This is a genomic window from Brevundimonas sp. (assembly GCF_036402095.1).
In the GTDB taxonomy this organism is placed as follows: Bacteria; Pseudomonadota; Alphaproteobacteria; order Caulobacterales; family Caulobacteraceae; genus Brevundimonas.
This window is the reverse complement of sequence record NZ_DASWTO010000063.1, coordinates 1-22,300: the sequence shown is the minus strand read 5'-3', so window position 1 is coordinate 22,300 and position 22,300 is coordinate 1. Positions and strand designations below refer to the sequence as shown.

The 22,300-nt window shown below is 70.2% G+C and carries 22 protein-coding genes; 14 read left to right on the top strand and 8 right to left on the bottom strand.

The window, feature by feature from the left end; genetic code table 11:
- Positions 1–386: 386 nt before the first annotated feature.
- Complete coding sequence (gene lpxC, locus VGD32_RS05540) at positions 387–1,286, top strand: UDP-3-O-acyl-N-acetylglucosamine deacetylase (RefSeq protein ID WP_331030907.1); 900 nt, start codon at positions 387–389, stop codon at positions 1,284–1,286.
- Positions 1,287–1,299: 13 nt separating this feature from the next.
- Here lpxC and pgeF read toward each other — a convergent pair whose 3' ends face one another.
- The 3 genes from pgeF to lgt form a co-directional block, all read right to left on the bottom strand.
- On the bottom strand, positions 1,300–2,070 hold the full coding sequence (pgeF, locus tag VGD32_RS05535; RefSeq protein WP_331030906.1) for a peptidoglycan editing factor PgeF: 771 nt from the start codon (positions 2,068–2,070) through the stop codon (positions 1,300–1,302).
- A gap of 166 nt (positions 2,071–2,236) precedes the next feature.
- A complete protein-coding gene (locus VGD32_RS05530; protein ID WP_331030905.1) occupies positions 2,237–3,310 on the bottom strand; it encodes a class I SAM-dependent methyltransferase in 1,074 nt (357 codons plus the stop codon).
- On the bottom strand, positions 3,311–4,186 hold the full coding sequence (gene lgt / locus VGD32_RS05525; protein ID WP_331030904.1) for a prolipoprotein diacylglyceryl transferase: 876 nt from the start codon (positions 4,184–4,186) through the stop codon (positions 3,311–3,313).
- A 182-nt stretch (positions 4,187–4,368) separates the two neighbouring features.
- Here lgt and VGD32_RS05520 point away from each other — a divergent pair, with 182 nt between their 5' ends.
- The 3 genes from VGD32_RS05520 (at position 4,369) to VGD32_RS05510 (ending at position 6,023) form a co-directional block, all read left to right on the top strand.
- Positions 4,369–4,644, top strand: a complete 276-nt coding sequence (locus VGD32_RS05520; protein ID WP_331030903.1) for an accessory factor UbiK family protein — start codon at positions 4,369–4,371, stop codon at positions 4,642–4,644.
- A 64-nt stretch (positions 4,645–4,708) separates the two neighbouring features.
- Positions 4,709–5,212, top strand: a complete 504-nt coding sequence (locus VGD32_RS05515; protein ID WP_324817364.1) for a YbjN domain-containing protein — start codon at positions 4,709–4,711, stop codon at positions 5,210–5,212.
- Positions 5,213–5,216: 4 nt separating this feature from the next.
- A complete protein-coding gene (locus tag VGD32_RS05510; RefSeq protein WP_331030902.1) occupies positions 5,217–6,023 on the top strand; it encodes a pyrroline-5-carboxylate reductase family protein in 807 nt (268 codons plus the stop codon).
- On the opposite strand, the gene VGD32_RS05505 is transcribed toward VGD32_RS05510, so the two are convergent.
- The 3 genes from VGD32_RS05505 to VGD32_RS05495 all read right to left on the bottom strand — a co-directional run bounded on the left by VGD32_RS05505 (position 6,013) and on the right by VGD32_RS05495 (position 8,674).
- Positions 6,013–6,507, bottom strand: a complete 495-nt coding sequence (locus tag VGD32_RS05505; protein ID WP_331030901.1) for a hypothetical protein — start codon at positions 6,505–6,507, stop codon at positions 6,013–6,015. The genes VGD32_RS05510 and VGD32_RS05505 overlap by 11 nt on opposite strands.
- Before the next feature lie 84 nt (positions 6,508–6,591).
- The gene (locus VGD32_RS05500) at positions 6,592–7,935 is read right to left on the bottom strand and encodes an ATP-binding protein (RefSeq protein ID WP_331030900.1); all 1,344 of its coding nucleotides are present in this window, start codon (positions 7,933–7,935) and stop codon (positions 6,592–6,594) included.
- A 7-nt stretch (positions 7,936–7,942) separates the two neighbouring features.
- Positions 7,943–8,674 (bottom strand): response regulator transcription factor, encoded by a 732-nt coding sequence (locus VGD32_RS05495; RefSeq protein ID WP_331030899.1) that lies wholly within the window; start codon positions 8,672–8,674, stop codon positions 7,943–7,945.
- An 88-nt stretch (positions 8,675–8,762) separates the two neighbouring features.
- Between VGD32_RS05495 and VGD32_RS05490 the strand changes: the two genes are divergently transcribed.
- The gene (locus tag VGD32_RS05490; protein WP_331030898.1) at positions 8,763–9,638 is read left to right on the top strand and encodes a branched-chain amino acid aminotransferase; all 876 of its coding nucleotides are present in this window, start codon (positions 8,763–8,765) and stop codon (positions 9,636–9,638) included.
- Here the strand turns inward: VGD32_RS05490 and VGD32_RS05485 are convergent.
- Positions 9,635–10,630: a DUF4349 domain-containing protein gene (locus VGD32_RS05485; RefSeq protein WP_331030897.1), complete on the bottom strand. Its 996-nt coding sequence runs from the start codon at positions 10,628–10,630 to the stop codon at positions 9,635–9,637. The two genes, VGD32_RS05490 and VGD32_RS05485, sit on opposite strands and share 4 nt — an antisense overlap.
- A 219-nt stretch (positions 10,631–10,849) precedes the next feature.
- Here VGD32_RS05485 and VGD32_RS05480 point away from each other — a divergent pair, with 219 nt between their 5' ends.
- The 7 genes from VGD32_RS05480 to VGD32_RS05450 all read left to right on the top strand — a co-directional run bounded on the left by VGD32_RS05480 (position 10,850) and on the right by VGD32_RS05450 (position 19,827).
- Entirely contained in the window at positions 10,850–12,121 is a 1,272-nt protein-coding gene (locus VGD32_RS05480; protein WP_331030896.1) for a NupC/NupG family nucleoside CNT transporter, read from the top strand.
- 17 nt (positions 12,122–12,138) lie between these two features.
- The gene (locus VGD32_RS05475) at positions 12,139–12,759 is read left to right on the top strand and encodes a glutathione S-transferase (RefSeq protein WP_331030895.1); all 621 of its coding nucleotides are present in this window, start codon (positions 12,139–12,141) and stop codon (positions 12,757–12,759) included.
- A gap of 53 nt (positions 12,760–12,812) precedes the next feature.
- Positions 12,813–14,786: an acetate--CoA ligase gene (gene acs, locus VGD32_RS05470; RefSeq protein ID WP_331030894.1), complete on the top strand. Its 1,974-nt coding sequence runs from the start codon at positions 12,813–12,815 to the stop codon at positions 14,784–14,786.
- 107 nt (positions 14,787–14,893) lie between these two features.
- Positions 14,894–16,168, top strand: a complete 1,275-nt coding sequence (locus tag VGD32_RS05465) for a cytochrome P450 (RefSeq protein WP_331030893.1) — start codon at positions 14,894–14,896, stop codon at positions 16,166–16,168.
- Complete coding sequence (locus VGD32_RS05460; protein ID WP_331030892.1) at positions 16,165–17,634, top strand: MBOAT family O-acyltransferase; 1,470 nt, start codon at positions 16,165–16,167, stop codon at positions 17,632–17,634. Before VGD32_RS05465 ends, VGD32_RS05460 begins: the two co-directional genes overlap by 4 nt.
- 10 nt (positions 17,635–17,644) lie before the next feature.
- A complete protein-coding gene (locus VGD32_RS05455; protein WP_331030891.1) occupies positions 17,645–18,706 on the top strand; it encodes a hypothetical protein in 1,062 nt (353 codons plus the stop codon).
- 23 nt (positions 18,707–18,729) lie between these two features.
- Positions 18,730–19,827, top strand: coding sequence for a hypothetical protein (locus tag VGD32_RS05450; protein WP_331030890.1), 1,098 nt, complete (start codon positions 18,730–18,732; stop codon positions 19,825–19,827).
- A gap of 3 nt (positions 19,828–19,830) precedes the next feature.
- On the opposite strand, the gene VGD32_RS05445 is transcribed toward VGD32_RS05450, so the two are convergent.
- Positions 19,831–21,393, bottom strand: coding sequence for a radical SAM protein (locus VGD32_RS05445; protein WP_331030889.1), 1,563 nt, complete (start codon positions 21,391–21,393; stop codon positions 19,831–19,833).
- Between the two features lie 205 nt (positions 21,394–21,598).
- Between VGD32_RS05445 and VGD32_RS05440 the strand changes: the two genes are divergently transcribed.
- Positions 21,599–21,973 (top strand): GntR family transcriptional regulator, encoded by a 375-nt coding sequence (locus tag VGD32_RS05440; protein WP_331030888.1) that lies wholly within the window; start codon positions 21,599–21,601, stop codon positions 21,971–21,973.
- Positions 21,974–21,976: 3 nt separating this feature from the next.
- Positions 21,977–22,300 (top strand): ATP-binding cassette domain-containing protein (locus VGD32_RS05435; protein WP_331030887.1); only part of this gene is annotated, 324 nt, incomplete at its 3' end.

Genomic DNA, 22,300 nt, shown 5'->3' with positions numbered 1-22,300 from the left:
CAAGCGCCAGCCGGCCCAGCCGACCTATGCGCCGCAGTCGCGGACGACCGAAATGCGCGCGACCAGCCAGGTCCAGCCGACGCCCGAGCCCGATCAGGGGCAGGCCGAGGACGATCTGGAAATCCCGTCCTTCCTGCGGCGTCTGGCCAACTAGGTCTCCGGCAGCAGGCAGCAGACATCAGGGGAAGGGCGGTCTCCGGGCCGCCCTTTCGCTTGCACGGTGGCGACAAGGCGCAACGGACCTGCCGCCCGCCGCCGGCTGCCTCCCGTTAACGAAACAATCCGAAACCCGACTTTCATTTTCCGCTGGCTCCCACGCCGGTAGACGGTTCGTGGGGCGAACTCCGCACGCAGAGGCGGGGCGCAAGTTGAAGCGAGTTTGAGTTTTGCCGGTCCGCAACGACCATCACCAGAAGACGACCGTCGCGCCCGCGATCATCGCCGGCGTGGGCGTGCACACGGGCGACCGCGTGCGTCTGGCCGTGCGCCCGGCGCCGGTCGGCACGGGTATCGTCTTCGTGCGCACCGACGTCACCGACCGCGACAACCGCATCCCGGTCTCGGGCGAGGCCGTCGTCGACGCGCGCCTGAATACGATGATCGAGAACGCCGCCGGCGTTCGCCTGTCGACCATCGAACATCTGATGGCCGCCTTCGCCGCCCTGGGCGTGTCGAACGCCGTGGTCGAGGTGGACGGGCCCGAGCTGCCGATCCTCGACGGCTCGGCGCTGCAGTTCGTCCAGCTGCTGGACCGCGCCGGCTTCCGCCGTCAGGAGGCTCCGGTCCGCTATATCGAAATCCTCGAGCCGATCCGGGTGCAGGAGGGCGACAAGACCGCCGCCCTGCTGCCGTGCGACCGCTACGAGATGCGCTTCGAGATCGACTTCCCGACCCCGGTGATCGGCAATCAGGTGGTGGACTTCGTCGTCGACGAGGAACCCTTCCGCAACGAGATCATGGCCGCCCGCACCTTCGGCTTCGCCCATGAGGTCGAGGCGCTGCGCAAGGCCGGCCTGGCGCGCGGCGGTTCGCTGGAGAACGCCGTGGTCATCGACGGCGACCAGATCCTCAACCCCGGCGGGCTGCGGATGGAGCGCGAGTTCGTCAAGCACAAGGCGCTGGACGCCATCGGCGACCTGTATGTGCTGGGCGCGCCCCTGCTGGGCCGCTACGAGGGCGTCAAGGCGGGCCACCACATCAACAACCTGCTGGTCCGCGAGCTGCTGGCCAATCCGCAGGCCTGGCGCGAGGTCGTCCGCGTGCCGGAAATGGCGATGGCGGGCTGATCACCGCCGGAGATCAGCCCAGGCTGATCGCGCTCATCATCCGGCCGAAGTCGGCCTCCCCGTTCAGATACGCCCGCCGGTTGGAGTAGAAGCGCGCCGCGTCCGTGCGGGTGTCGTCGCCGGTCCAGGCGGCGTCGGCGACGCCGGCCTGCTCCAGCCGCCACAGCACATAGCCGGGAAGGTCGAAAAGCCGCTTGTCGGCCGACGCGCCTGGGGCGAAGAAGCGGCCGCTGCCGGCGTCGTGGTGTTCGAACCGCTCCTGATAGTCCGCCCCGACCTCGTAGCTGGCCTGGGCGATGCAGGGGCCGACGACGGCGGCGATGCGGCCCGGGCGGGCCCCCAGCGCCTCCATGGCGGCAACGGTCGAGTGGACGACGCCGCCGAGCGCGCCCTTCCAGCCCGCGTGCGCCGCGCCGACCACGCCGGCCTCGGCGTCTGCAAGCAGGATCGGAGCGCAGTCGGCGGTCAGGACGGCGCAGATGACGCCGGGCGCGGCGCTGACGGTGGCGTCGCCCTCGGGCCGCTCCCCCTTCCAGCCCGCTTCCGCCACGCGGGCGACGGCCGAATGGATCTGGTAGCAGGCGGCGATGTCGTCCGCCGTTCCGCCGAGGTGGGCGGCGACGCGGCGGCGGTTTTCGGCCACGGCGGCCGGGTCGTCGCTGGAGCCGACGCCGGTGTTCAGCCCTTCGTAGATTCCGGTCGAGACGCCGCCCCGGCGGGTGAAGAAGCCGTGGCGAACGCCGGGGAGGGTGAGGAGGGGGTGGGTGATGGGCGTGAGGGGCATCTACTCTTTCTCCGTCATCCTCGGGCTTGACCCGAGGATCAGAGGTTGGGGCGGACTGTGCGTCAAAGACCGCCCACCCTGAGGCGCTGCGTCAATCTCACACCCAGCACCGGTCAATCTGATCCTCGGGTCAAGCCCGGGGACGACGGGTTTGGGGGAGGGGGCGTCAGGATTCAAATCCGGGGATGATCAGACTCCTCGGCGAGAAGATGGCGCAGGCCTTGAACAGGGTCCCCATCTGGTCGTCGGCGGTCAGACGGGCGAGCTGGCGGTCGATGACCGGGGCGGCGTCCGGGCGGCCGGCCGTGAGCCGGTCGGCGCGGGCCTCGATGCCGAGCAGCCCCAGGAACTCGCCCTGGCCGAGGCAGCCGGTGACATCGGCGCCGGCGCGCACCGCCGCCTCAAGCACCGCCGGAAAGTCGGCCCACGGGGTCAGGTCGGCCTCGCCCGGCGTGGCCAGTGGATCGACCTTCCGGTGCCGGTGCAGGGCCTGCAGCGTGTCGCCGGCTCCCGGCCGGGCGCGGCCGTAGTCGATCAGCAGGGCCGCGCCCGACGCCGCCTTGACCAGGGCCGCCACCTCGCGCCCGAACACGGCCTGCTGTTCGGAGATTTCCACCGTCTGGCCGGGCTTCACCTCGTAGGCGGGGCGCTTGAAGCCGGCCGTGATGCTCTTGAGCCCGAAGGTCAGGGCGCCGTCGTCGGTGACTCCGACGCAGCGTTCGGCCCAGCCGTCGTCCGTCTTCACGAACTGGCGGGCCGGCAGGCAGTCCAGAACCTCGTTGGCGATCAGGATGACCGGGGCGTCGGTCTCGATCCGGTCGAGCGAGGCCACCCAGCGGGGATGGACGTCGCTGTCGGCGAGCATCCGCGCCTGGGCCGCGCGCAGGGGCGGACTGGGCTCGATCAGGACCAGGTCGACGGCGTGCAGGAACTCCGGAGCCAGCCGGGCGGCGCGCAGGGCGTCGGCCATCAGCGTGCCGTCGCCGGGCCCGACCTCGACCAGCCGCACCCGTTCGGGCGCGCCCAGCCGCTGCCACAGCTCGACCGCCCACAGGCCGATCAGCTCGCCGAACATCTGGCTGACCATCGGCGCGGTGATGAAGTCGCCGGCGGCGCCGATGGCGGGCCGGGTGGCGTAGTAGCCGCCCTGCGGGTCGTGAAGGCAGCGGGTGACGTAGTCTGCGACCGTCATCGGCCCGGTCAGGGCGATCTCACGCGCCAGACGATCGCGCAGCGACACTCAGCCCTCCGCGGCGACCGGCGGCCGGCGCCAGGCGCGCCAGATCAGCCAGGCGCCGACGATCATCATCGGGATCGACAGCATCATGCCCATGGTCAGGCCCAGCGGCAGGTTCTCGAGCCCGACGTCCGGCTGACGCACGTTCTCGAGCGAAGCCCGCACCAGGCCGTAGCCGAACAGGAAGATGCCGGTGACGTAGCCGGGCTTGGCCAGCAGCCGTCCCTTGTAGACGGCGAGCCACAGGATCACCGCCAGGGCGATCCCCTCCAGTCCCGCTTCGTACAGCTGGCTGGGATGGCGCGGCTCGAGCCCTGCGGGGCAGAAGCCGTACATCGTCTCGATGGTGCGGTTGCAGAACACCATGCCCCACGGCGCGTCGGTGGGGCGGCCCCACAGCTCGCCGTTGATGAAGTTGGCGATGCGGCCGAAGAACAGGCCGATCGGCACGACGGGCGCGACCAGGTCGCCGAGGCTGAGCAGGCGGACCTTGTTCTTCCAGGCGAACCAGACGATCGCGAGGCTGACGCCGATCAGGCCGCCGTGGAACGACATGCCGCCGTCCCACAGCCGGAACAGGGCCAGGCGCTCGCCCCAGTCGCTCCCGGTGAACAGGCTGGCGTACAGTTCCGGCTTGTAGAACAGGCCGTAGCCGAAGCGGCCGCCGAGGATGATGCCGAGAGTGATCCACAGCACCAGGTCGTCCAGCTGGACCGTCGTGACCGGCGGTTTCCCGGGCTGCCAGACGGCGTTGTTGCGGGCCAGGCGGTTGGCGTACCACCAGCCCAGGACGATGCCGGCGACGTAGGCGAGGGCGTACCAGCGGATGTCCACCGGGCCGATGCTGAACAGGACGGGTTTGATGTCGGGAAAGGGCACGGGCGCTCCTGCAGGCCGGATCTCGGGACGGGTTTAGCAAGCGTCGCCGCGCCCGTCCCCGGAATTTCGACGCCCTGTCCGCCCCAATCCGGCCATAGGACGCATCGACAGCAAGGTTTCGTTCACCATATCGGGCAACCATCAGTTAACGACGATCGCGTGCCCGAGTCGGAGTGTTCCCAATGCAGACCCGCAACCCCATCCTCGACGAATTCGCCAAGCTGACCACCGGCGCCATGGGGCTGGCCCAGGCCGCCGGCGAGGAGGCCAAGGCCGCCTTCCGCGCCCAGGCCGACCGGTTCGCCGCGGACATGGATCTGGTCCGGCGCGACGAGTTCGACGTGTTGAAGGCCGAAATCGCTGCGCTGCGGGCCGAAATCGCCACCCTGAAGGCCGCGAAGAAGCCTCAAAAGGGAACGTCCACAGCGGCTTCTCCCGCACAGGACGCAGCCGGTTGAGCCGAATCTGCGAACCCGCCTACCGTTCCCTGAGAGGGCGTGAGTCGCGCCCGGAGACGCCTTGATGGACACTGCCCGGCCCGAAGAAGTGGAGGTTCCCTACGATCCGCTGGACGTGGTGGAGCATGTCCTGGTGGCCGAGAACCTGCCGTTCGACCGCACCGACGAGGGCGATCTGGCCTTCGCCCTGGCCGGCGACTGGAAGGACTATGAGCTGTGGTTCGCCTGGCGGCCGGAGGGCGACTGCCTGCAGCTGTGCTGCGCCCTCGACCTGCAGGCCTCGAAGGCCCGCCGCGCCGCGGCCTATGAACTGGTCGGCCTGATCAACCAGCGCACCTGGATGGGGCATTTCGAGGTCTGGGCCGAGGACGGCGAGATCGTTTTCCGGCACTCGCTGGCCCTGCCGATGGGCGAGCGGCCGACCCTGGGGCAGGCGGCCTCGATGATCGACGCCGCGGTCGAGGCGGCGGACCGCTATTATCCCGCCTTCGACTTCATGATCCGCGGCAACAAGAAGCCGCAGGAGGCGATCGACTCCTGCCTGTTCGAGACCATCGGCACGGCCTGAGGCCATGACAGACAAGCCATCGAACGGCGCCGTGGTTCTGGTGGGCTGCGGCCGGCTGGGTTCGGCCATCCTCGAGGGCTGGCTGGCGACGGGCGCGGTCCCGCCGGCCGACCTGATCATCCTGACCCCCTCCGAAAAGCCCGCCGCGGAGGCGGCGCGGGGGCTCGGCGCGGCGATCAATCCCCCGCGCGAGGCCCTGACGCGGGCCCGCGCCGTGGTGCTGGCGGTGAAGCCGGCGAACTGGCGGGACGCGCTGGGTCCGCTGCTCGAGAGCGTGCCGGCCGGGGCCGTGATCGTCTCGGTAATGGCGGGCGTCAGGGCCGACGATATCGCAGCCATGGCCGGGCGTCGCGTCGCCCGGGCGATGCCGACCACCGGCGTGGCCCAGGCCCGGGGCGTGGCCGCGCTGTGGTCCGCGGACGGGGAGGCGCGGGAGGCGGCCCGGGGGCTGTTCGCCCCGATCGCCGAGGTGGTCGATCTGGACCGCGAGGCCCTGATGGACGCGGCCACGGCTGTGGCCGGTTCGGCCCCGGCCTTCATCCACGCCTTCGTTCAGGCCCTGGCCCGGGCGGGCGAGGCGCAGGGGCTTGCGCCCGACGCGGCCGGACGGCTGGCGCGCGGCGCGCTGCGGTCGGCGGGGGCGGCGGCCGGGACCGGCGAACCCCTCGACGCCCTGATCGCCCGCATCGCCTCGCCGGGCGGCACGACACGGGCCGGGCTCGACGCGATGGCGGCGGCCGGCGACCTCGAGCGGGCGGCCGGGGCCGCTGTCGAGGCCGCCGTTGCGCGCGCCCGAACGCTCAGCGGCTGATGTAGCGCCCGTCGGCCAGACGGCTGGCGAGGCGCTGGTAGGCGCGGTCGGCGTCCTGCCAGGTGGAATAGCCGCGCACCTCGGCGAGATTGTTGGAATACCAGTCGTAGCGCACCGGCAGCACTTCGCCGTCGGCGGTGGTGATGCTGCCCTCGATGGCCGCGCCGCCGATCGAAATGCTGCGATGGCCGTCGAGCCCCGGGCGGTCGGCCAGCTGTTCGAAGGTGGGCCGGTTGGGCTTCAGATCGGTCAGCACCAGATCGATCCGCGCCCCGTCAAGGCCGCCGCTGCGGGCGAGGGTCCGGCGTACGACCTCGGCGAGGCGGTCGGCCTGCTCGCGGACGTCGCGTTCGCCCAGTTCCTCGGCCTTCTGCTGCAGGTCGGGGCCGAGGGTGACGGTGATGGAGGCGGGGTCGGCCATGGCGGGCCCGGCGGCGACCGCGAGGACGGCGCCGAGGGGGGCGAGAAAGGCGAGTTTGCGCATCATGTTCCTCCAGAGCCCTGTCGACCTGAAAGATGCGCCCCGCTGCGACGCTTCGCCAGTGGCCGCCATGAATTGTGATCGGCCTCAGCCGGGCAGGCGGATGACGGCGCGCAGGCCGCCCAGCTCGCTGCGGTCGAGGGTGATGTCGCCGCCGTGACTGCGCGCCACGTCGCGGGCGATGGCGAGTCCGAGGCCGACGCCCTTGCGGTTCTGGTTGCGCGAGGCGTCCAGCCGGGAGAAGGGGCGGAAGGCCTCCTCGTGCATGTCGTCGGGAATGCCGGGGCCGTCGTCCTCGACGGTGATCTCCAGCCCGCCGGACGGGAGCGTGCGCGCGCCCAGCCGGACGTGCTCGCCGTGGGCGGCGGCGTTGCCGGCCAGATTGGCCAGGGCGCGCTTGATGGCGAGCGGGCGCAGGGTGGCTGTCAGGCCCTGCGGCGCCTGGATCTCGACCTCGGCGCCGGCGCGACGGGCGTCCTCCGCCGCCACCGCCAGCAGATCGCCGACGGCGACCGTCTGCGCCGCCTCGCCGGCCTCGCCGCGGGCGAAGGCGAGGTATTCGTCGATCATGTGCTCCATTTCGTCGAGATCGCCCTGCATGGCCGAGGCGCGCTTGAACGGCGGGGCGAGGGCCAGTTCCAGCCGCAGCCGCGTCAGCGGGGTGCGCAGGTCGTGGCTGACCGAGGCGAGCAGGGCGGTGCGCTGGTCGATATGGCGCTGGATACGGTCGCGCATGTCCATGAAGGCTTGCGCCGCCGCGCGCACCTCGCGGGCTCCGTGGGGCTTGAAGCGCTCGCGGGCCTCGCCACGTCCGAAGGCTTCGGCGGCCTCGGCCAAGCGCTCGATGGCGCGGACCTGGTTGCGGATGAACAGAATGGCCACCCCCATCAGCAGGACGGTGGCGATGAACAGCCAGACGACGAAGATGTGAGCCTGGGTGGCGACGGCGCGCTCGCGCGGGGCGATGATGCGCAGCACGCCGTCGGGCTGCTGCACCCGGATGTCGACATAGGCCGGATACTGGGTGGTCGAGAACCAGAAGGGCCGGTCGAGGCGCGAGGTCAGGGCTTCTTCCAGCGTGCGGTCGACGACGCCGATGGGGCCGCGCTCCTGCTCGCGCGGCAGGACGTCGCCTTCACGCAGATCGACCGAGAGGGACATGGAGCGCTGGGCGCGGTCGGCGATGACGGCGAGATTGCCCGGCGTCGGGTCCTCGGCGTAGCTCTCGGACGCCCAGGCGATGTCGCCGGCGAGGCCCTCGGACAGGCGGGCCGTCACCGTCTGCCAGTGCATGTCGAAGAACGCCCAGGTCACGGCGACCTGCATGACCAGCACCGGCAGAACGATGATCAGCAGCGACCGGCCCCATAGCGAGGTCGGCAGGCGCCGCTTCAGCACCCGGGCCCAGACGTTGGCGGGGAGCCACCGCATCGGCGGCTCAGTCCGGGGCCAGCATATAGCCGACGCCGCGCACGGTCTGGAGATAGCGCGGGTTCTTGGGATCGGCCTCCAGCTTGCGGCGCAGGCGGGTGACCTGGACGTCGACGGCGCGGCCGGTGATGTCGGCGGTGTCCGGCGACAGGCTCATCCGTTCGACCGGCGCGTGGGCGTGGATGGCGAGGGTCTTGAGCAACTGGGCCTCGGCCTCGGTCAGGCGCTGCGGCTTGCCGTCCTTCGACAGCTCCAGCCGCTCCATGTCGAACACCGCCGGACCCAGCTTGATCTCGCGCGGGGTCAGGGGCTTGCCGCCGGTGCGGCGCAGGATGGCGTCGACGCGCAGCGCCAGCTCGCGCGGGTCGAACGGCTTGGACATATAGTCGTCGGCGCCGCGCGACAGTCCCTCGATGCGGTCGTCGGGGTCCCCCTTGGCGGTCAGCAGCAGCACCGGCGTCTTCGAGGTCTCGGCCTTGGAGCGGACCCATGTGGTCAGGTCGAAGCCGCTCTCGCCGGGCATCATCACGTCGAGAACGACGAGGTCGAACTCGATCAGCTCCATCAGCCGCTTCGCCGCCGCCGCATGGGCCGCGCCGGTGACGCGATAACCCTCGCGGGCGAGGAATTCCTTCAGCAGCTCGCGGATCCGGTCGTCGTCGTCGACCACCAGCAGATGGCGGCCCGCGCCGGGGCCGGCGACAGGCCCTGACCGGCCATAGGGGCGCAGATCGCTCATGCGCAAGCGATCCGGTCGGCGGCCGGGCCGTTGACCTGGGCGGTTCGGACGGGTCTAACCCGGGGGCAGACGCGGGAGACGTTATTCAATGGCCTTCGTTCCTTTCGACGATCGTGACGGCTGGATCTGGATGGACGGCGATTTCGTGCCCTGGCGGGACGCGAAAACGCACGTTCTGACCCATGCCCTTCACTACGGCTCGTCGGTTTTCGAGGGTGAGCGTATGTATGGCGGCGAAATCTTCAAGCTGACCCCGCATAGCGAACGCCTGAAGCGCTCTGCAAACCTGCTGGATTTCGACCTTCCGTACAGCGTGGCCGAGATCGACGCGGCCTGCAAGGCGACCTGCGAGAAGATGGGCCTGTCGGATTGCTATGTGCGGCCGGTGGCCTTCCTCGGCCCCGAGACCGTCAGCGTCTCGGCCATCCACAACAAGGTCCGCGTCGCCATCGCGGTGTGGGAATGGCCCAGCTATTTCGACCCTGAGACCAAGGCGCGCGGCATCCGGCTTGAGTGGTCGAAATGGCGCCGCCCCGACCCGGCCACGGCCCCTTCGGCGGCCAAGGCGGCGGGCCTGTACATGATCTGCACCATGTCCAAGACGGCGGCGGAGCGGCGCGGCTACGCCGACGCCATGATGCTGGACTGGCGCGGCTACGTCGCCGAGGCGACCGGGGCCAACGTCTTCTTCGTCCAGGACGGCGTGCTGCACACTCCGCCGGTCGACGCCATCCTCGACGGCATCACCCGCCAGACGGTGATCGAGATGGCCCGCGCCAGGGGGATCGAGGTCGTCGTGCGCCACATCCGCCCCGAGGAGCTGGCCACGTTCAGCGAATGCTTCCTGACCGGAACGGCCGCCGAGGTGACGCCGGTGAGCGAGATCGGCGAATACCGATTCACCCCCGGCGCCCTCAGCCTCGGCCTGATGGAAGACTACGGCCGGCTGGTGCGGGGCGGCTAGGCCGCCGCCGGCTTCTTCCGCCGCACCGCCGCCCACCAGACCGCGCCGCCGATCACCGCGACGGGCAGCAGCACCGATCCCATGGTGATCAGCACCGCCAGCATGCCCATCGACAGGCCGAAGGCGTCGGACAGGGCGCGGGCGACCGGCCGGGTCGGACTGTTCGCGCCCATGACGCCGCCCTCGCGGTATTCGAGCGTGAGCCGGGCCGACTGAACCCGGTCGTTGAGGGCCTTCAGCTCCAGCTGCTGCTCGTCGTAGAGCCGCTGCAGCTGGCCGATCTGCCGCTCGATCTCCAGCCGCTGCGCCAGGGTTCCGCCCGAACGCCGCTGCAGGTCGCGGATGCGTTCGGCGAGGGTGGCGGTCGTCTTCGCCCCCGCCGTGGCCGCGTCGATGCCGCCGGTGACGTCCTCGCCCTCGGTCAGGGCCTCTTCCAGCCGGCCGCCGGCGTTCCGCGCGTCCAGGGCCAGGCCGGCGCGGAAGCGGTTGATCCACTCCGGCTGACCGCGCAGCTCCAGCTGACCGCCCGGCCGGCGCGAGGCCCAGTCGGCCCTGGCCGAAACGACCTGACAGAGACCGGGGCCGGCCGTGACGCAGGCGAACTCGTGCCGGCTCATCAGCTCGGCGCCCCGGTCGACCGGCACCGACATCACATAGCTGAAGGCGTAGGCGATGCGCGCGATCGGGGCGAGCGCGGCGGGGCGGACGGGCGCGAGTTCCGCCTGAACCTCGACGGGGGACGCCGACTCCGACACCGCGGCCTGTGGGCGGGCGTTCAGGGCGGCGGTCGCGTCGGCCTCGACGACCGGGTTCCGGGGCGGCGGGGCGACCGCGCGGGGAGCCCTGGCGGCGGCGTCCGGGACGGCCGGGGCGATCCCGATCTGAACCCCGGTTTCTTCGGCGGCGTAGTCGGAAGGGGCCGCCTTTTCCGCCGGTTGGCAGGCGGACAGAACCAGTGCGCTGGCGGCGGCCAGCATCAGAGCCTTTCGCATCGTCGTTCTCCCTGTCGCCGTGGTGATCACGGTTCTGTGATGGCGCGCCGGGATGAGGGCGAACTGTAGGCGGGGGTGGAGCGGAACCTTGGCCGCGGCGCGTCCAATTCGCGTCATGGTTACCCGCGCGCCGATCAGCGCGTCGGCGGCTTGCCATTCCGGGGCGCGTGGCGTTCAACGGGCGGGACCGGCGGGGAGCCGGTCGGGGGAAAAGCGTCCATGTTCAGCGTCCTGAACCTGCAAAGCCTTCTGGGTCTGGTGGTGATCGTCGCCGCCTGCTGGGGACTGTCCGAGAACCGGCGCGCCTTCCCGTGGAGACTGGCCCTCGGTGCGATCGCCGTGCAGGCGGCGCTGGTGTTGGCCCTGTTCGCCATCCCCGGCTCGCAGAACGTGCTGGCGGCGATCACGGGCGCGGTCGACGGGCTGAACGCCGCGACCCAGCGGGGCACGCAGTTCGTGTTCGGCTATCTGGCCGGGGGCGACCAGCCCTATGCGGTGACCAACCAGCCGGCCCTGTTCACCTTCGCCTTCCAGGTGCTGCCGCTGATCCTCGTGATCTCGGCCCTGTCGGCGCTGCTGTGGCACTGGAAGGTTCTGAAATGGGTCACCCACGGGTTCGGCATCCTGTTCCAGCGCACCATGGGGCTGGGCGGCGCGTCGGCGCTGGCCGTGGCCGCGAACATATTTCTCGGCATGATCGAGAGCCCGATCGTGATCCGGGCCTATCTGGACAAGCTGACCCGGTCGGAGCTGTTCCTGCTGATGGTGGTGGGGCTGGCCACGGTGGCCGGATCGACCATGGTGGCCTACGCCGCCATTCTCGGCCCGGTGCTGCCCGGCGCAGCGGGCCATGTGCTGGTCGCCTCGATCGTCTCGGCGCCGGCGGGCATCCTGCTGGCGCGGATCATGATTCCCGAGACGCCCGGCGAGGGCGGGGCGCACGCCGACTATGACTCGGCCCTGAAATACGACAGCGCCATCGACGCCATCGTCAAGGGCACGGCCGACGGGCTGATGGTGGTGCTGAACATCTCGGCGGTGCTGATCGTGTTCGTGGCCCTGGTGGCGCTGGTCAACGTCATGCTGGGCGGCTTCTGGCTGTTCGGCGGCGAGGTGACGGTCGAACGCCTGCTGGGCTGGGTGTTCATGCCGGTGGCCTGGCTGACCGGAGTGGAGTGGTCGGAGGCGGGCAAGGCCGGCTGGCTTCTGGGGGTCAAGCTGACGCTGACGGAGTTCGTCGCCTTCATCGAACTGGGCAAGATCCCGGTCGGCGAGATGAGCGAGCGGACGCGGATGCTGATGACCTATGCTTTGTGCGGCTTCGCCAACATCGGTTCGGTCGGGATCACCGTGACGGGCCTGAGCGTGCTGATGCCAGAGCGCCGCGAGGAGGTGCTGCGCATGGTGTGGAAGGCCCTGTTCGCCGGGTTCCTGGCGACGCTGATGACGGCGGCGGTTGTGGGGGCGATGCCGGCCTCCATATTCCGCTGACGCCGGAGACCTGATCGATGAAGCTCTACACCTCGCACCGCGCGCCCAATCCCCGCCGCGTGCGCTGGGTCATGGCCGAGAAGGGCATCGAGGATGTCGAGGTCATCGAGGTCGACATCCTCGCCGGCGAACACCGGACGCCGGAGTACCGCAAACGGGTCGGCGTGCCGCACCTGCCGTCGCTGACGCTGGACGACGGCACGACCATTTCCGAGTCGATCGCCATCGGCCGCTATCTGGAGTCGCTGTACCCTGAGCCGAACCTGTTCGGGCACGACGCCCGCGAGCAGGCGGTGGTCGAGATGTGGACCCGCCGGGCCGAGTTCTACCTCGCCAATCCGATCATGCTGAGCGTGCGGCATTCGCATCCGGCGCTGGCCGCGCTGGAGGCGACGCAGCTGCCGCAGGTGGCCGAGTACAACCGCGCCGCGGCCGAGCGCTTCATGAAGACCCTGGACCGGCACCTGGCCGAGCGGGAATTCATCGCCCTCGACCGCTTCACCATCGCCGACATCGTCGCCGTGGTCGGGCTCGATTTCGCGAGGCTGGTTCGCTACCGGCCGCCCGAGGAGTTCGTGCATCTGGCCCGCTGGCTCGAGGCCTGCCGCGCCCGCCCTGCGGCGAAGGCGGGGGCCTGAGGGGCGCCGCCGCCGCGTTGACCGTGCCGGTCTCCGGGGGCAGCATCCCGCCCATGACCGATCAGCCCGCCGTCTATCCCGTTCCCTCCGAATGGGCGCAGCGCGCCCGTATGAACGCCGCCGGCTACGAGGCGGCGAGAACCGCGGCGCGTGAACGGCCGGACGCCTTCTGGGGCGAGCAGGCCCGGCGGCTGGACTGGATGACCCCGCCGTCGAAGATCAAGGACGTGTCGTTCGACAAGGCGGACTTCCGCATCCGCTGGTTCGAGGACGGGGTGCTGAACGTCGCCTGGAACTGCCTGGACCGGCACCTGGAGACGCGCGGCGACGAAACCGCGATCATCTGGGAGGGAGACGATCCGGCCCAGTCGGGCAAGCTGAGCTATCGCGAGCTGTACCGCGAGGTGTGCCGCATGGCCAATGTGCTGAAGGGGCTGGGTGTCGGGAAGGGCGACCGCGTCACGATCTATCTGCCGATGATCCCCGCCGCGGCCGTGGCCATGCTGGCCTGCGCGCGGATCGGGGCGGTGCATTCGGTGGTGTTCGGCGGCTTCTCGCCCGACAGCCTGTCGGGCCGGATCGAGGACTGCGGCTCGAAGGTGGTGATCACCGCCGATGAAGGCCTGCGCGGCGGCAGGCGGGTGCCGCTGAAGGCCAATGTCGATGCGGCGCTGCGCAAGGAGGCGGGGGCCATCGTCGAGAAGGTGCTGATCGTCTCGCACACCAACGCCGCCATCCCGATCGTCGAGGGCCGCGACGTGCGCTACGGCGAGGCCAAGCACGGGGTCTCCGACGACTGCCCCTGCCAGCCCATGAAGGCGGAGGATCCGCTGTTCATCCTCTACACCTCGGGCTCGACGGGGAAGCCGAAGGGGGTGTTGCACACCACGGGCGGCTACCTGTTCTGGGCGTCATGGACCCATGAGCTGGTGTTCGACTACCGCCCCGGCGAGGTCTTCTGGTGCACCGCCGACGTCGGCTGGGTCACAGGCCACAGCTATTGCGTCTACGGCCCGCTGGCCAACGGCGCGACGACGCTGATGTTCGAGGGCGTGCCGAACTGGCCGGACCACAGCCGCTTCTGGCAGGTGGTCGACAAGCACAGGGTCGAGATCTTCTACACCGCCCCGACGGCGCTGCGGGCGCTGATGCGCGAGGGCGACGGGCCAGTGAAGGCGACGTCCCGCGCCTCGCTGCGCCTGCTCGGCACCGTCGGCGAGCCGATCAATCCAGAGGCCTGGCGCTGGTATCACGAAGTGGTCGGCGAGGGGCGCTGCCCGATCGTGGACACCTGGTGGCAGACCGAAACCGGTGGCGTGCTGGTCTCGCCGCTGCCGGGCGCGACGGATCTGAAGCCGGGCTCGGCGACGAAACCGCTGCCGGGTGTCGAACTGCAACTGGTCGACGCCGATGGCGTGGTGCTGGAAGGGCCGGCGTCCGGCAATCTCTGTATCACCGACAGCTGGCCGGGGCAGATGCGCACGGTCTGGGGCGACCACGCCCGCTTCTTCGACACCTATTTCAGCGCCTATCCGGGCAAGTATTTCACCGGCGACGGCTGCCGCAGGGACGAGGACGGCTACTACTGGATCACCGGCCGGGTCGACGACGTGATCAACGTCTCGGGCCACCGGATGGGCACGGCCGAGGTCGAGAGCGCCCTGGTGCTGCACGAGGCCGTGGCCGAGGCGGCGGTGGTCGGCTTCCCGCACGACATCAAGGGCCAAGGCATCTACGCCTATGTGACGCTAAACGCCGGCGTCGAGCCGAGCGAGGCGCTGCGCAAGGACCTGATCGCCCAGGTGCGGAGCGAGATCGGGCCGATCGCCGCCCCCGACGTGATCCAGTGGGCCCCCGGCCTGCCCAAGACCCGGTCGGGCAAGATCATGCGCCGCATCCTGAGGAAGATCGCCGAGAACGAGGTCGGCGCCTTGGGCGACACCTCCACCCTGGCGGACCCGGCGGTGGTCGAGGACCTGGTGCGGAACCGGGCCGGGGCAGGTTTTCCCGCACAAGCCGGCGGTTGAACCACGTCCCTGATTGACACGACTCGCGCGTGCGGGCGGATATCGACGCCGGGGCAGGGTTGCGACCAGGCGGGGTTCCGCCCCGGTCAGCCGGGGACGATCGACAAATGAACGGCGAGCCGCCGAAGCTGGAGTTCCGCGGGCGCTTTCCTCTGGTCCTGCCCGGGGCGGGACGGGTGCTGCGCGATCCGGAGGCGCACTGGCCGCCGGAGATTCTCGAGCGTTCGGTGGTCGAGGCGCGCGCCGCCGGCCGCCGCCTGGTGCTGCTGGCCGCTCCCGACGCCGTGCACGAGGTTCTCCAGAACCAGGACGGAGCCTTTCCGCGCGCCCGGCTGCACGACCGGATGCTCGGGGCCAGCTATGGCGACAACCTGGTGCGCGGCGACCGGGCCGACTGGCGGCGCCAGAGGCGGCAGCTGCTGCAGCCGTTCAACATGCCGGGGGCCGATGCGCCCGAGGCCCGTATCGCCCTGGCCTGCGAGCGCGTCGTCGGGGAATGGGCCGGAACGCCGAACGGCGCCGCGATCGACGTCATCCGGGACGCGCGGCGGCTTTCGCTCGACAGCCTCTGGCGCAGCTTCTTCTGCGACGAAAAGGCGGCGCGGCGCGCGGACCCTCTGGTGGAGGCGACCGCCCTGGCCATGGACGCGCACGAGACAGCGGCGCTGACGACCCACCTCGATGACCTCAGGCCCCTGGCGGCCGTCGCGCTTGAGCGGGAGGCGGCCGGATCCGGAAGCGACACGAGCGGCGAGACGGCGGTCGACCTCAACACCATGCTGCTGTTCCTGCACGCCGGCCACGACAACGTCGCCTCGGCCCTCGCCTGGGCGCTGTGGCTGCTGGCGGAGCATCCCGACTGGCAGGCGCGCCTGCGCGAGGAGTGGCGCGCGCGGCCCACGGCGCCCTTCGACGCCGGGGCGTTCCCGGTCGCCGGCGCGGTGATCAACGAGACGCTGCGCCTCTACCCGCCGATCATGCACCTGATCCGTGAGGCCAACCGCGATCTGGATGTCGACGGCGAGACCGTCCCGGGCGGCTTCACCACGGTGCTGAGCCTGTACGCCATGCACCGGAACCGCCAATGGTGGGAGGCGCCCGACGCCTTCCGGCCGGAGCGGTTCCTGGGCGGCGCCCCGGACGTCCGCCGCCGCCTGCTGTGGGCGCCGTTCGGGACCGGCCCGCGCGGCTGCGTCGGTTCCGCCTTCGCCCGCACCGAGATGATCGTGGCCCTGGGGACCGTTCTGGACCGGCTGGAGCTCGTGCCCGAGCCCGGCGAACGCATGGCCTGCCGCGTCGATTTCGTGCTCCGCCCCGAAGGCCGTCAGGCGGTCGCGGTTCGCCCGGCCCCGCCGCGGGCGAGCGGCGGCGGCGCGCGATGAATTTCCATTCGATCGACTATCTGCTGTTCCTGCCGGTGGTGGTGGCGCTGTACTACGCCACGCCGCAGCGGTTCAGATGGCTCGTGCTGCTGCTCGTCAGCAACGTCTTCTACGGCAGCTGGCGGCTGGAGTTCCTGCCGCTGCTGTGGCTGACCACCGGCATCGACTATGCCGTCGGACGGGTGCTGCCGGGGGTCGAGAGCCGGTGGCGCCGCAACGCCCTGCTGGCGCTGAGCCTGTCCAGCAATCTGGGCCTGCTGCTGTTCTTCAAATATTTCGCCCTCGCGGCCAACACGACGATGAGCCTGTGGAGCGGCGGGGAGCCCGGCGCCTTCGAGCCGATCAGCATCATCCTGCCGCTGGGCATCTCGTTCTACACCTTCCAGACCCTCGGCTATGTGATCGACATCTACCGCCGCCGCCGGGAGCCGGAGCGGCACCTCGGCTATTTCGCCGTCTACGTCATGTATTTCCCCCAGCTGATCGCCGGGCCGATCGAGCGGCCGGGGCATCTGCTTCCCCAGCTGCGGCGCAAGCACCTGTTCGACGTCCGTCTGGCCGCGGCCGGCGGGGCGATGATGCTGATCGGCTACTTCAAGAAGCTGGTCATCGCCGACCGCCTGGCCGAGGTCGTGCCGGGCGTGCTGTCGGCCCCGCAGGACCACTCGCCGCTGGCCGTGATCCTCGCCTCGATGGGCAGCATCTACCAGTATTACGCCGACATTTCCGGTTACGCGGACATCGCCATCGGCTCGAGCCTCATTCTCGGCATACGGCTGACCCGCAACTTCAACCGGCCGCTCGCCGCCGCCTCGATCAGCGAGTTCTGGCAGCGCTGGCACATCACCGTGACGACCTGGTTCCGCGACTACGTCTACATGCCGATCGCGCGCGCCGGTCGCGGCCGCTGGCGCAAGCCGGCGGCCACCCTGCTGACGATCGCGATCATCTCCTTCTGGCACGGCGCCGCCTGGACCTGGCTGGCGGCCGGTCTGATCGCCGGAACGGTGATGATTCTGGAGGGCGCGGTGCGGCGGAACCGGGGGCTGGCCAAGGCGACCCGCTCCGTGCTGGGCGCCGTCGGCCTCGGCGACCGCGGCGTCCGCCTGGTGCAGGACAACAGCAACCGGCTGGTGCTGTGGCTGTTCCTCATCCTGCTCGGCTCGCTGGTCAACGCCGCCGACTGGTCGGCGGCCATGCGGATCTGGATGCGTATGGGCGAGCTGCCCGGACAGGTCGGCGGCCTCGCCTTCAGCCTGGCGGACATAGGCTTCGTTCCCAGAACCGTGCTGCTCGCCATTGTCGGCCTGGAAATCTACCAGTGGCTGGACGCGCGGCGCCCGGTGTTCGAACGGCTGGCGGACAGGGGCCTGCCGACCGCCTGGGCCTTCTACTACGCCGTCGCCGCCGCCATCCTCGTGCTCGGGACCTTCGACCGGTCCGGCTTCATCTATTTCAACTTCTGAGGGGCCGCGCATGATCAGGCTCCTGCAGTTCTTCGGCCTCGGCTTCCTGCTTCTGATGGCGCTGAACGGCCTCAGCTGGCTCGTCGACGACACCGGCGAACAGCGCCAGATGCTCGACGCCCTGCCCGCCATCCAGGGGCGCGACGCCGTGACCCTGGGCGGTTCTGTCGGGGTCGCGGTCCGCTATCCGCAGATGTGCGTCGACGGCGCCGACTACTACTGGAACGGCCAGGACCTGTTCGAGGTGGGGGCCATCGCCGACCTGATCCTCGATGGGCCGTCGCCGCCGCGCTACTGGATCGTGGTGGCCGCGCCGACGGCCCAGTCCTACGACAACGGCGCGGCCGCCAGCGAGCGCGGCGGCCGGCGGCGCGAGTTTCACCGGCTGCTGTTCCGTCACGGCCGCTTCGGAACGGTCGGCGGCGACTGGCGCCAGGTCCTGGTCACCGCCCTGACGCCCGCGCTCGGCTATGACGCCTGGGGCGGCCGGCTCCAGGTGCTCCGGCACCAGCTGGGCCTCGCCCCGCCGCCGCCGCCGCCGACGGACTGGGCGGCGCGGGACCGGTACACGCTCGACCCGGTGCTCGCGGCCGCGGACGCCGAGGCTTCCGCGCAACGACAGGCCGAGCACCTGGAGCGGATCGACTACTACGACGGATCGATCGCCCGGCGGTCCGAGGAGACGCTGCGGCGGATGAACCGGCGCGTCCGGGCCAGCGGCGGCGTCATGATTCTGGTGGTTCCGCCCATGACCGAGGCGGTGCGGGCCAGCACCGAACGGAAGCTGGGCGGGCGGGTGCGGCAGTTCGAGGCCATGGCCGCCCGGCTGGCGACGGAGGGTGTGGTTGTCTCGGACCACTGGCGGGACCCCGCGTTCGGGCCGCGCCACGACCTGTTCGCGGACAACCAGCATTTGAACGGCCCCGGGGCGCAGGCGTTTTCGCGCTTGCTCGCCGCGGAGCTAAGAAGCCGGGGCGTCCTGCCCCCGTCGACGTGCGACGGGGCGCAAGTCGCTGAAACCTCTGGCTTCCCCGCAACCTCCGGACATGAGATGGTGGACGATGTTCGCTGACCTTCCGCACCGGAGTGATTTCGATGGATAGCCGGCGGGGTCGCCTGGTTCGCCTCGGGGCGTTGCTCAAGGGGGCGCCGCATCTGGCCGCGCCGTACGAGGAAGCCAAGCGGGTCGTGCGGGCCTTCCGCAAGCCGGCCTTCTACGAGGTCGCCACCCGCTGCAATCTGTTCTGCGAAGGCTGCTACTATTTCCGCGACGGCTTTTCCGCGCCCGAGGAGGTGACGGACCAGGGGGCGTGGGAGCGGTTCTTCGCGGCCGAGGGCGCGCGCGGCGTGACCATGGCCTATTTCGTCGGCGCAGAGCCCGCCCTCGAGCAGGAGCGGCTGTTCGCCGCCAGCCAGCATTTTCCGTACGGCAATATCGGCACCAACGGCACGATCCGGATCGACCCCGCGATTCCGTACCGGATCGGCGTCTCGGTCTGGGGCGTGGACGAGGAGGTCGACGCCAGCCTCAGAGGCGGCCGTTCGTTCCACAAGGCCATCCGCAACTACGCCGGGGACCGGCGGGCGATCATCCTCTACACCCTGACCCGGTCGAACCTCGGCGACGCGCGGCGGCTGGCGGAGATTTGCCGCGACAACGACCTTCCGCTGACCTTCAACATGTATTCGCCGACGCAGAGCTATCTGCGCAAGCTGGAGGAGGGAGAGGCCAACGACCGCGCCTTCTTCCGCATCTCCAGCGCCGAATCCAACCTGCGCTGGGACGAGGGCAGCCTGGCCGAGGTGCGGGACCTGATGCCGCGGCTGATGGACGAGTTCCCGGAGACGGTCATCTATTCGCGCGCCTACAACGCCTGGGCGACCCAGCCGGGGCCGCTGTACGATATCGATCCGGAGACGGGGATCGCGCGCGACTGCCATTCGCGCATGGTCGGCCAGATGCGCTATTTCAAGACCGACCTGCAGCCGGGGGCGGAGAAGTGCGGCACCTCCGACGCGGTCTGTTCGGAATGCCGCATGTACAGCGGCGGCTGGTCGTCGAAATTCGAGCCGCGGGACGAGGACGTGCGGGACGAGGCGGCGCTGACCGGCTGGCTGGAGATGATCGCGGCCCTGGGCCGCATCTTCCTGATCGAACGCCCGGAAGAGCAGCCGATGACCGTCGCCGCCTGACGCTCAGGCCGCGTCCCGGCAGGTTTCGAACGGCGGGGCGGGCAGTCGGGCCCAGGCGGAATCGTAGACGCCCTTCTCCTGGTGCACGTACAGCGACAGCAGCCAGGTCGTCAGCACGTCGCCCAGCCCGTCGCGGATATCGGGACGGGTCCGCATCAGCCGGCTGGCCTGGGTCACCACCCGGGCGACGTCGCGATCCCGCCGGCTGACGGCGCGGATCATGCCGGCGAAGTGCCGGTTGGCCTTCTCGCGGGCTGCGGTGTTGTGCAGCCGGCCGCTGCCCCGGGCGAGCAGCGGGTTGGGCGCGAGCACGCCGGCGATCTGCTGGAAGCGGGTCCAGAAGGCGTCGGGGCTGTACAGGCGGCTGATCAGCCATTTCGTGCCCGTGTACAGTTCGCGCTTGGTCATCTGGGCCGGGATGATGTTGGTCACCATGTCGGCGCCCGGGAAGTGCGCCTGATCGCCGGTGAGGTCGAGACGGCCCGCGGCCTTCATCTCGGCGTAGAGCGGCGTGGCCATGGGGGCGACGAGCGATGAAATCTTGAACGTCCCGACCGGCAGCTCCATGCCGAAGGCGTGCTGCTGTTCGAAGATGCGCCGGGTGTCGGCGTCGAAGCCGACCATCAGCGCCGCCTCGACCTTGAGGCCGTGACTGACCACCTTGCGCACCTGGGCGACCATGTCGGTGTTCAGGTTCTGACGCTTCTTGCTGGCCTTGAGGCTCTCCTCGTTGACGGATTCCACGCCGATGAAGAGGTTGTTGACCCCGGCCTCGGCGCACAGGCGCAGCAGATCGTCGTCGCGGGCGACGTCGATCGAGACCTGGGTGGCGAAGGTGACGAAGTCGCGCCCCTCCGCGCCGTTCCAGGCGATCAGGGCCTCCAGCAGGCTGGTCGCGCGCTTGCGGTAGACGGTGAAATTGTCGTCGGCGAGGGCGATGCGGTTGTAGCCGAGGTCATAGAGGCGCTGGACCTCGGCGATGACCTGGTCGTTCGACTTGTGGCGCTGGTTGCGGCCCAGATACTGGATCACGTCGCAATAGTTGCACTCGAAGGGGCAGCCGCGGCTGGTCTGGACCACGCCGACCAGGGCCCGGTCGTTGTCGAACAGTTCCCAGGCCGGAACCGGCGAGCGGGTCAGGTCGGGCCGCCCGCCGGCGTAGCGCGGCTTCAGCGCCCCGCTCAGCATGTCGGCGTAGAAGCCTTCCGCGATCTCCTCGAACTCGCCGGTCACCGCCACGTCGCAGGCGCCCTCGAAGGCTTCGGGATCGAGGGTGATGTGCGGGCCGCCGATGATCACCGGCGTGCCGCGGGCGCGGAATCCGGCGGCGATGTCGATGGCGCTGCGGGCTTGGGAGACGTTGGCGGTGATGCCGACGTAGTCCGCCGGGGCGTCGAAATCGACCGGGTCCAGCGCCTCATCGTGCAGCACGACCTCGATCCCCGGCGGGGCCATGGCGGCGACGGTGGCGATGGCTACGGGCGCGACCCGCGTCACGCCGCCCTCGATCCCGGCGAAGTCCGCGTCCCAGTGCGGCCGTGGTGCGATCAGCAGGAAACGCGGCATCGAATCTCGTTGTCCCCGGAGCCGGCCGCGGCCGTCGATCCGTTATGGCGGAATTCGCGGGAATATGAAGCGGGATCGGCGCCCCGCCGCGCGGGCGCCGGAGGTGAATGCTTGCACAGGTGTTATAGTCATGTATAACACCACTACAGGCCGACGGGCATGGAGCGTATTACGATGGTCCGATCAGGACTGTCCGGAACCGACGATGGACTCAGAATGGAACGACAGCCAGCCGATCTACCGCCAGCTCCGGGACCGGGTCGTCGCCATGATCCTTGACGATCATCTCAGGGAGGGCGACCCGCTGCCGTCGGTGCGCAGCGTGGCGACCGAGAGCCGGATCAACCCGCTGACGGTGCTGAAGGCCTATCAGCAGCTCGTCGACGAGAATCTCGTCGAGAAGAGGCGCGGCGTCGGCATGTTCGTCAGTCATGGCGCGCGGACCCTGCTTCTGCAGGGCGAACGGCAGCGGTTCCTGTCGGAGCGCTGGCCCGAGATCCGCACGACCATCCAGCGGCTGGGCCTCGGGCCGGAGCTGCTCGCCTCCCTTGAGGCCGATGACGAAGCCGGGGAGGGCTGAGCCGTGGCCGTCGTGGAAGCGCGCAACCTGCGCAAGACCTACCGCAACACCCAGGCCCTGGCCGGCGTGGATCTTTCCATCGGCGAGGGCCGCATCGTCGGCCTGCTCGGCCCCAACGGCGCCGGCAAGAGCACCGCCCTCCAGGCCATCCTCGGCCTGGTCTCGCACGAGGGCGAGCTGCGGGTCCTGGGCCGCGACCCGTGGAAGCAGCGCGGCGACCTGATGCACGACGTCTGCTTCATCGCCGACGTGGCCGTGCTGCCCCGCTGGATGCGGGTGCGCCAGGCGCTCGACTACATGGCGGGCGTGCACCCCCGGTTCGACCGG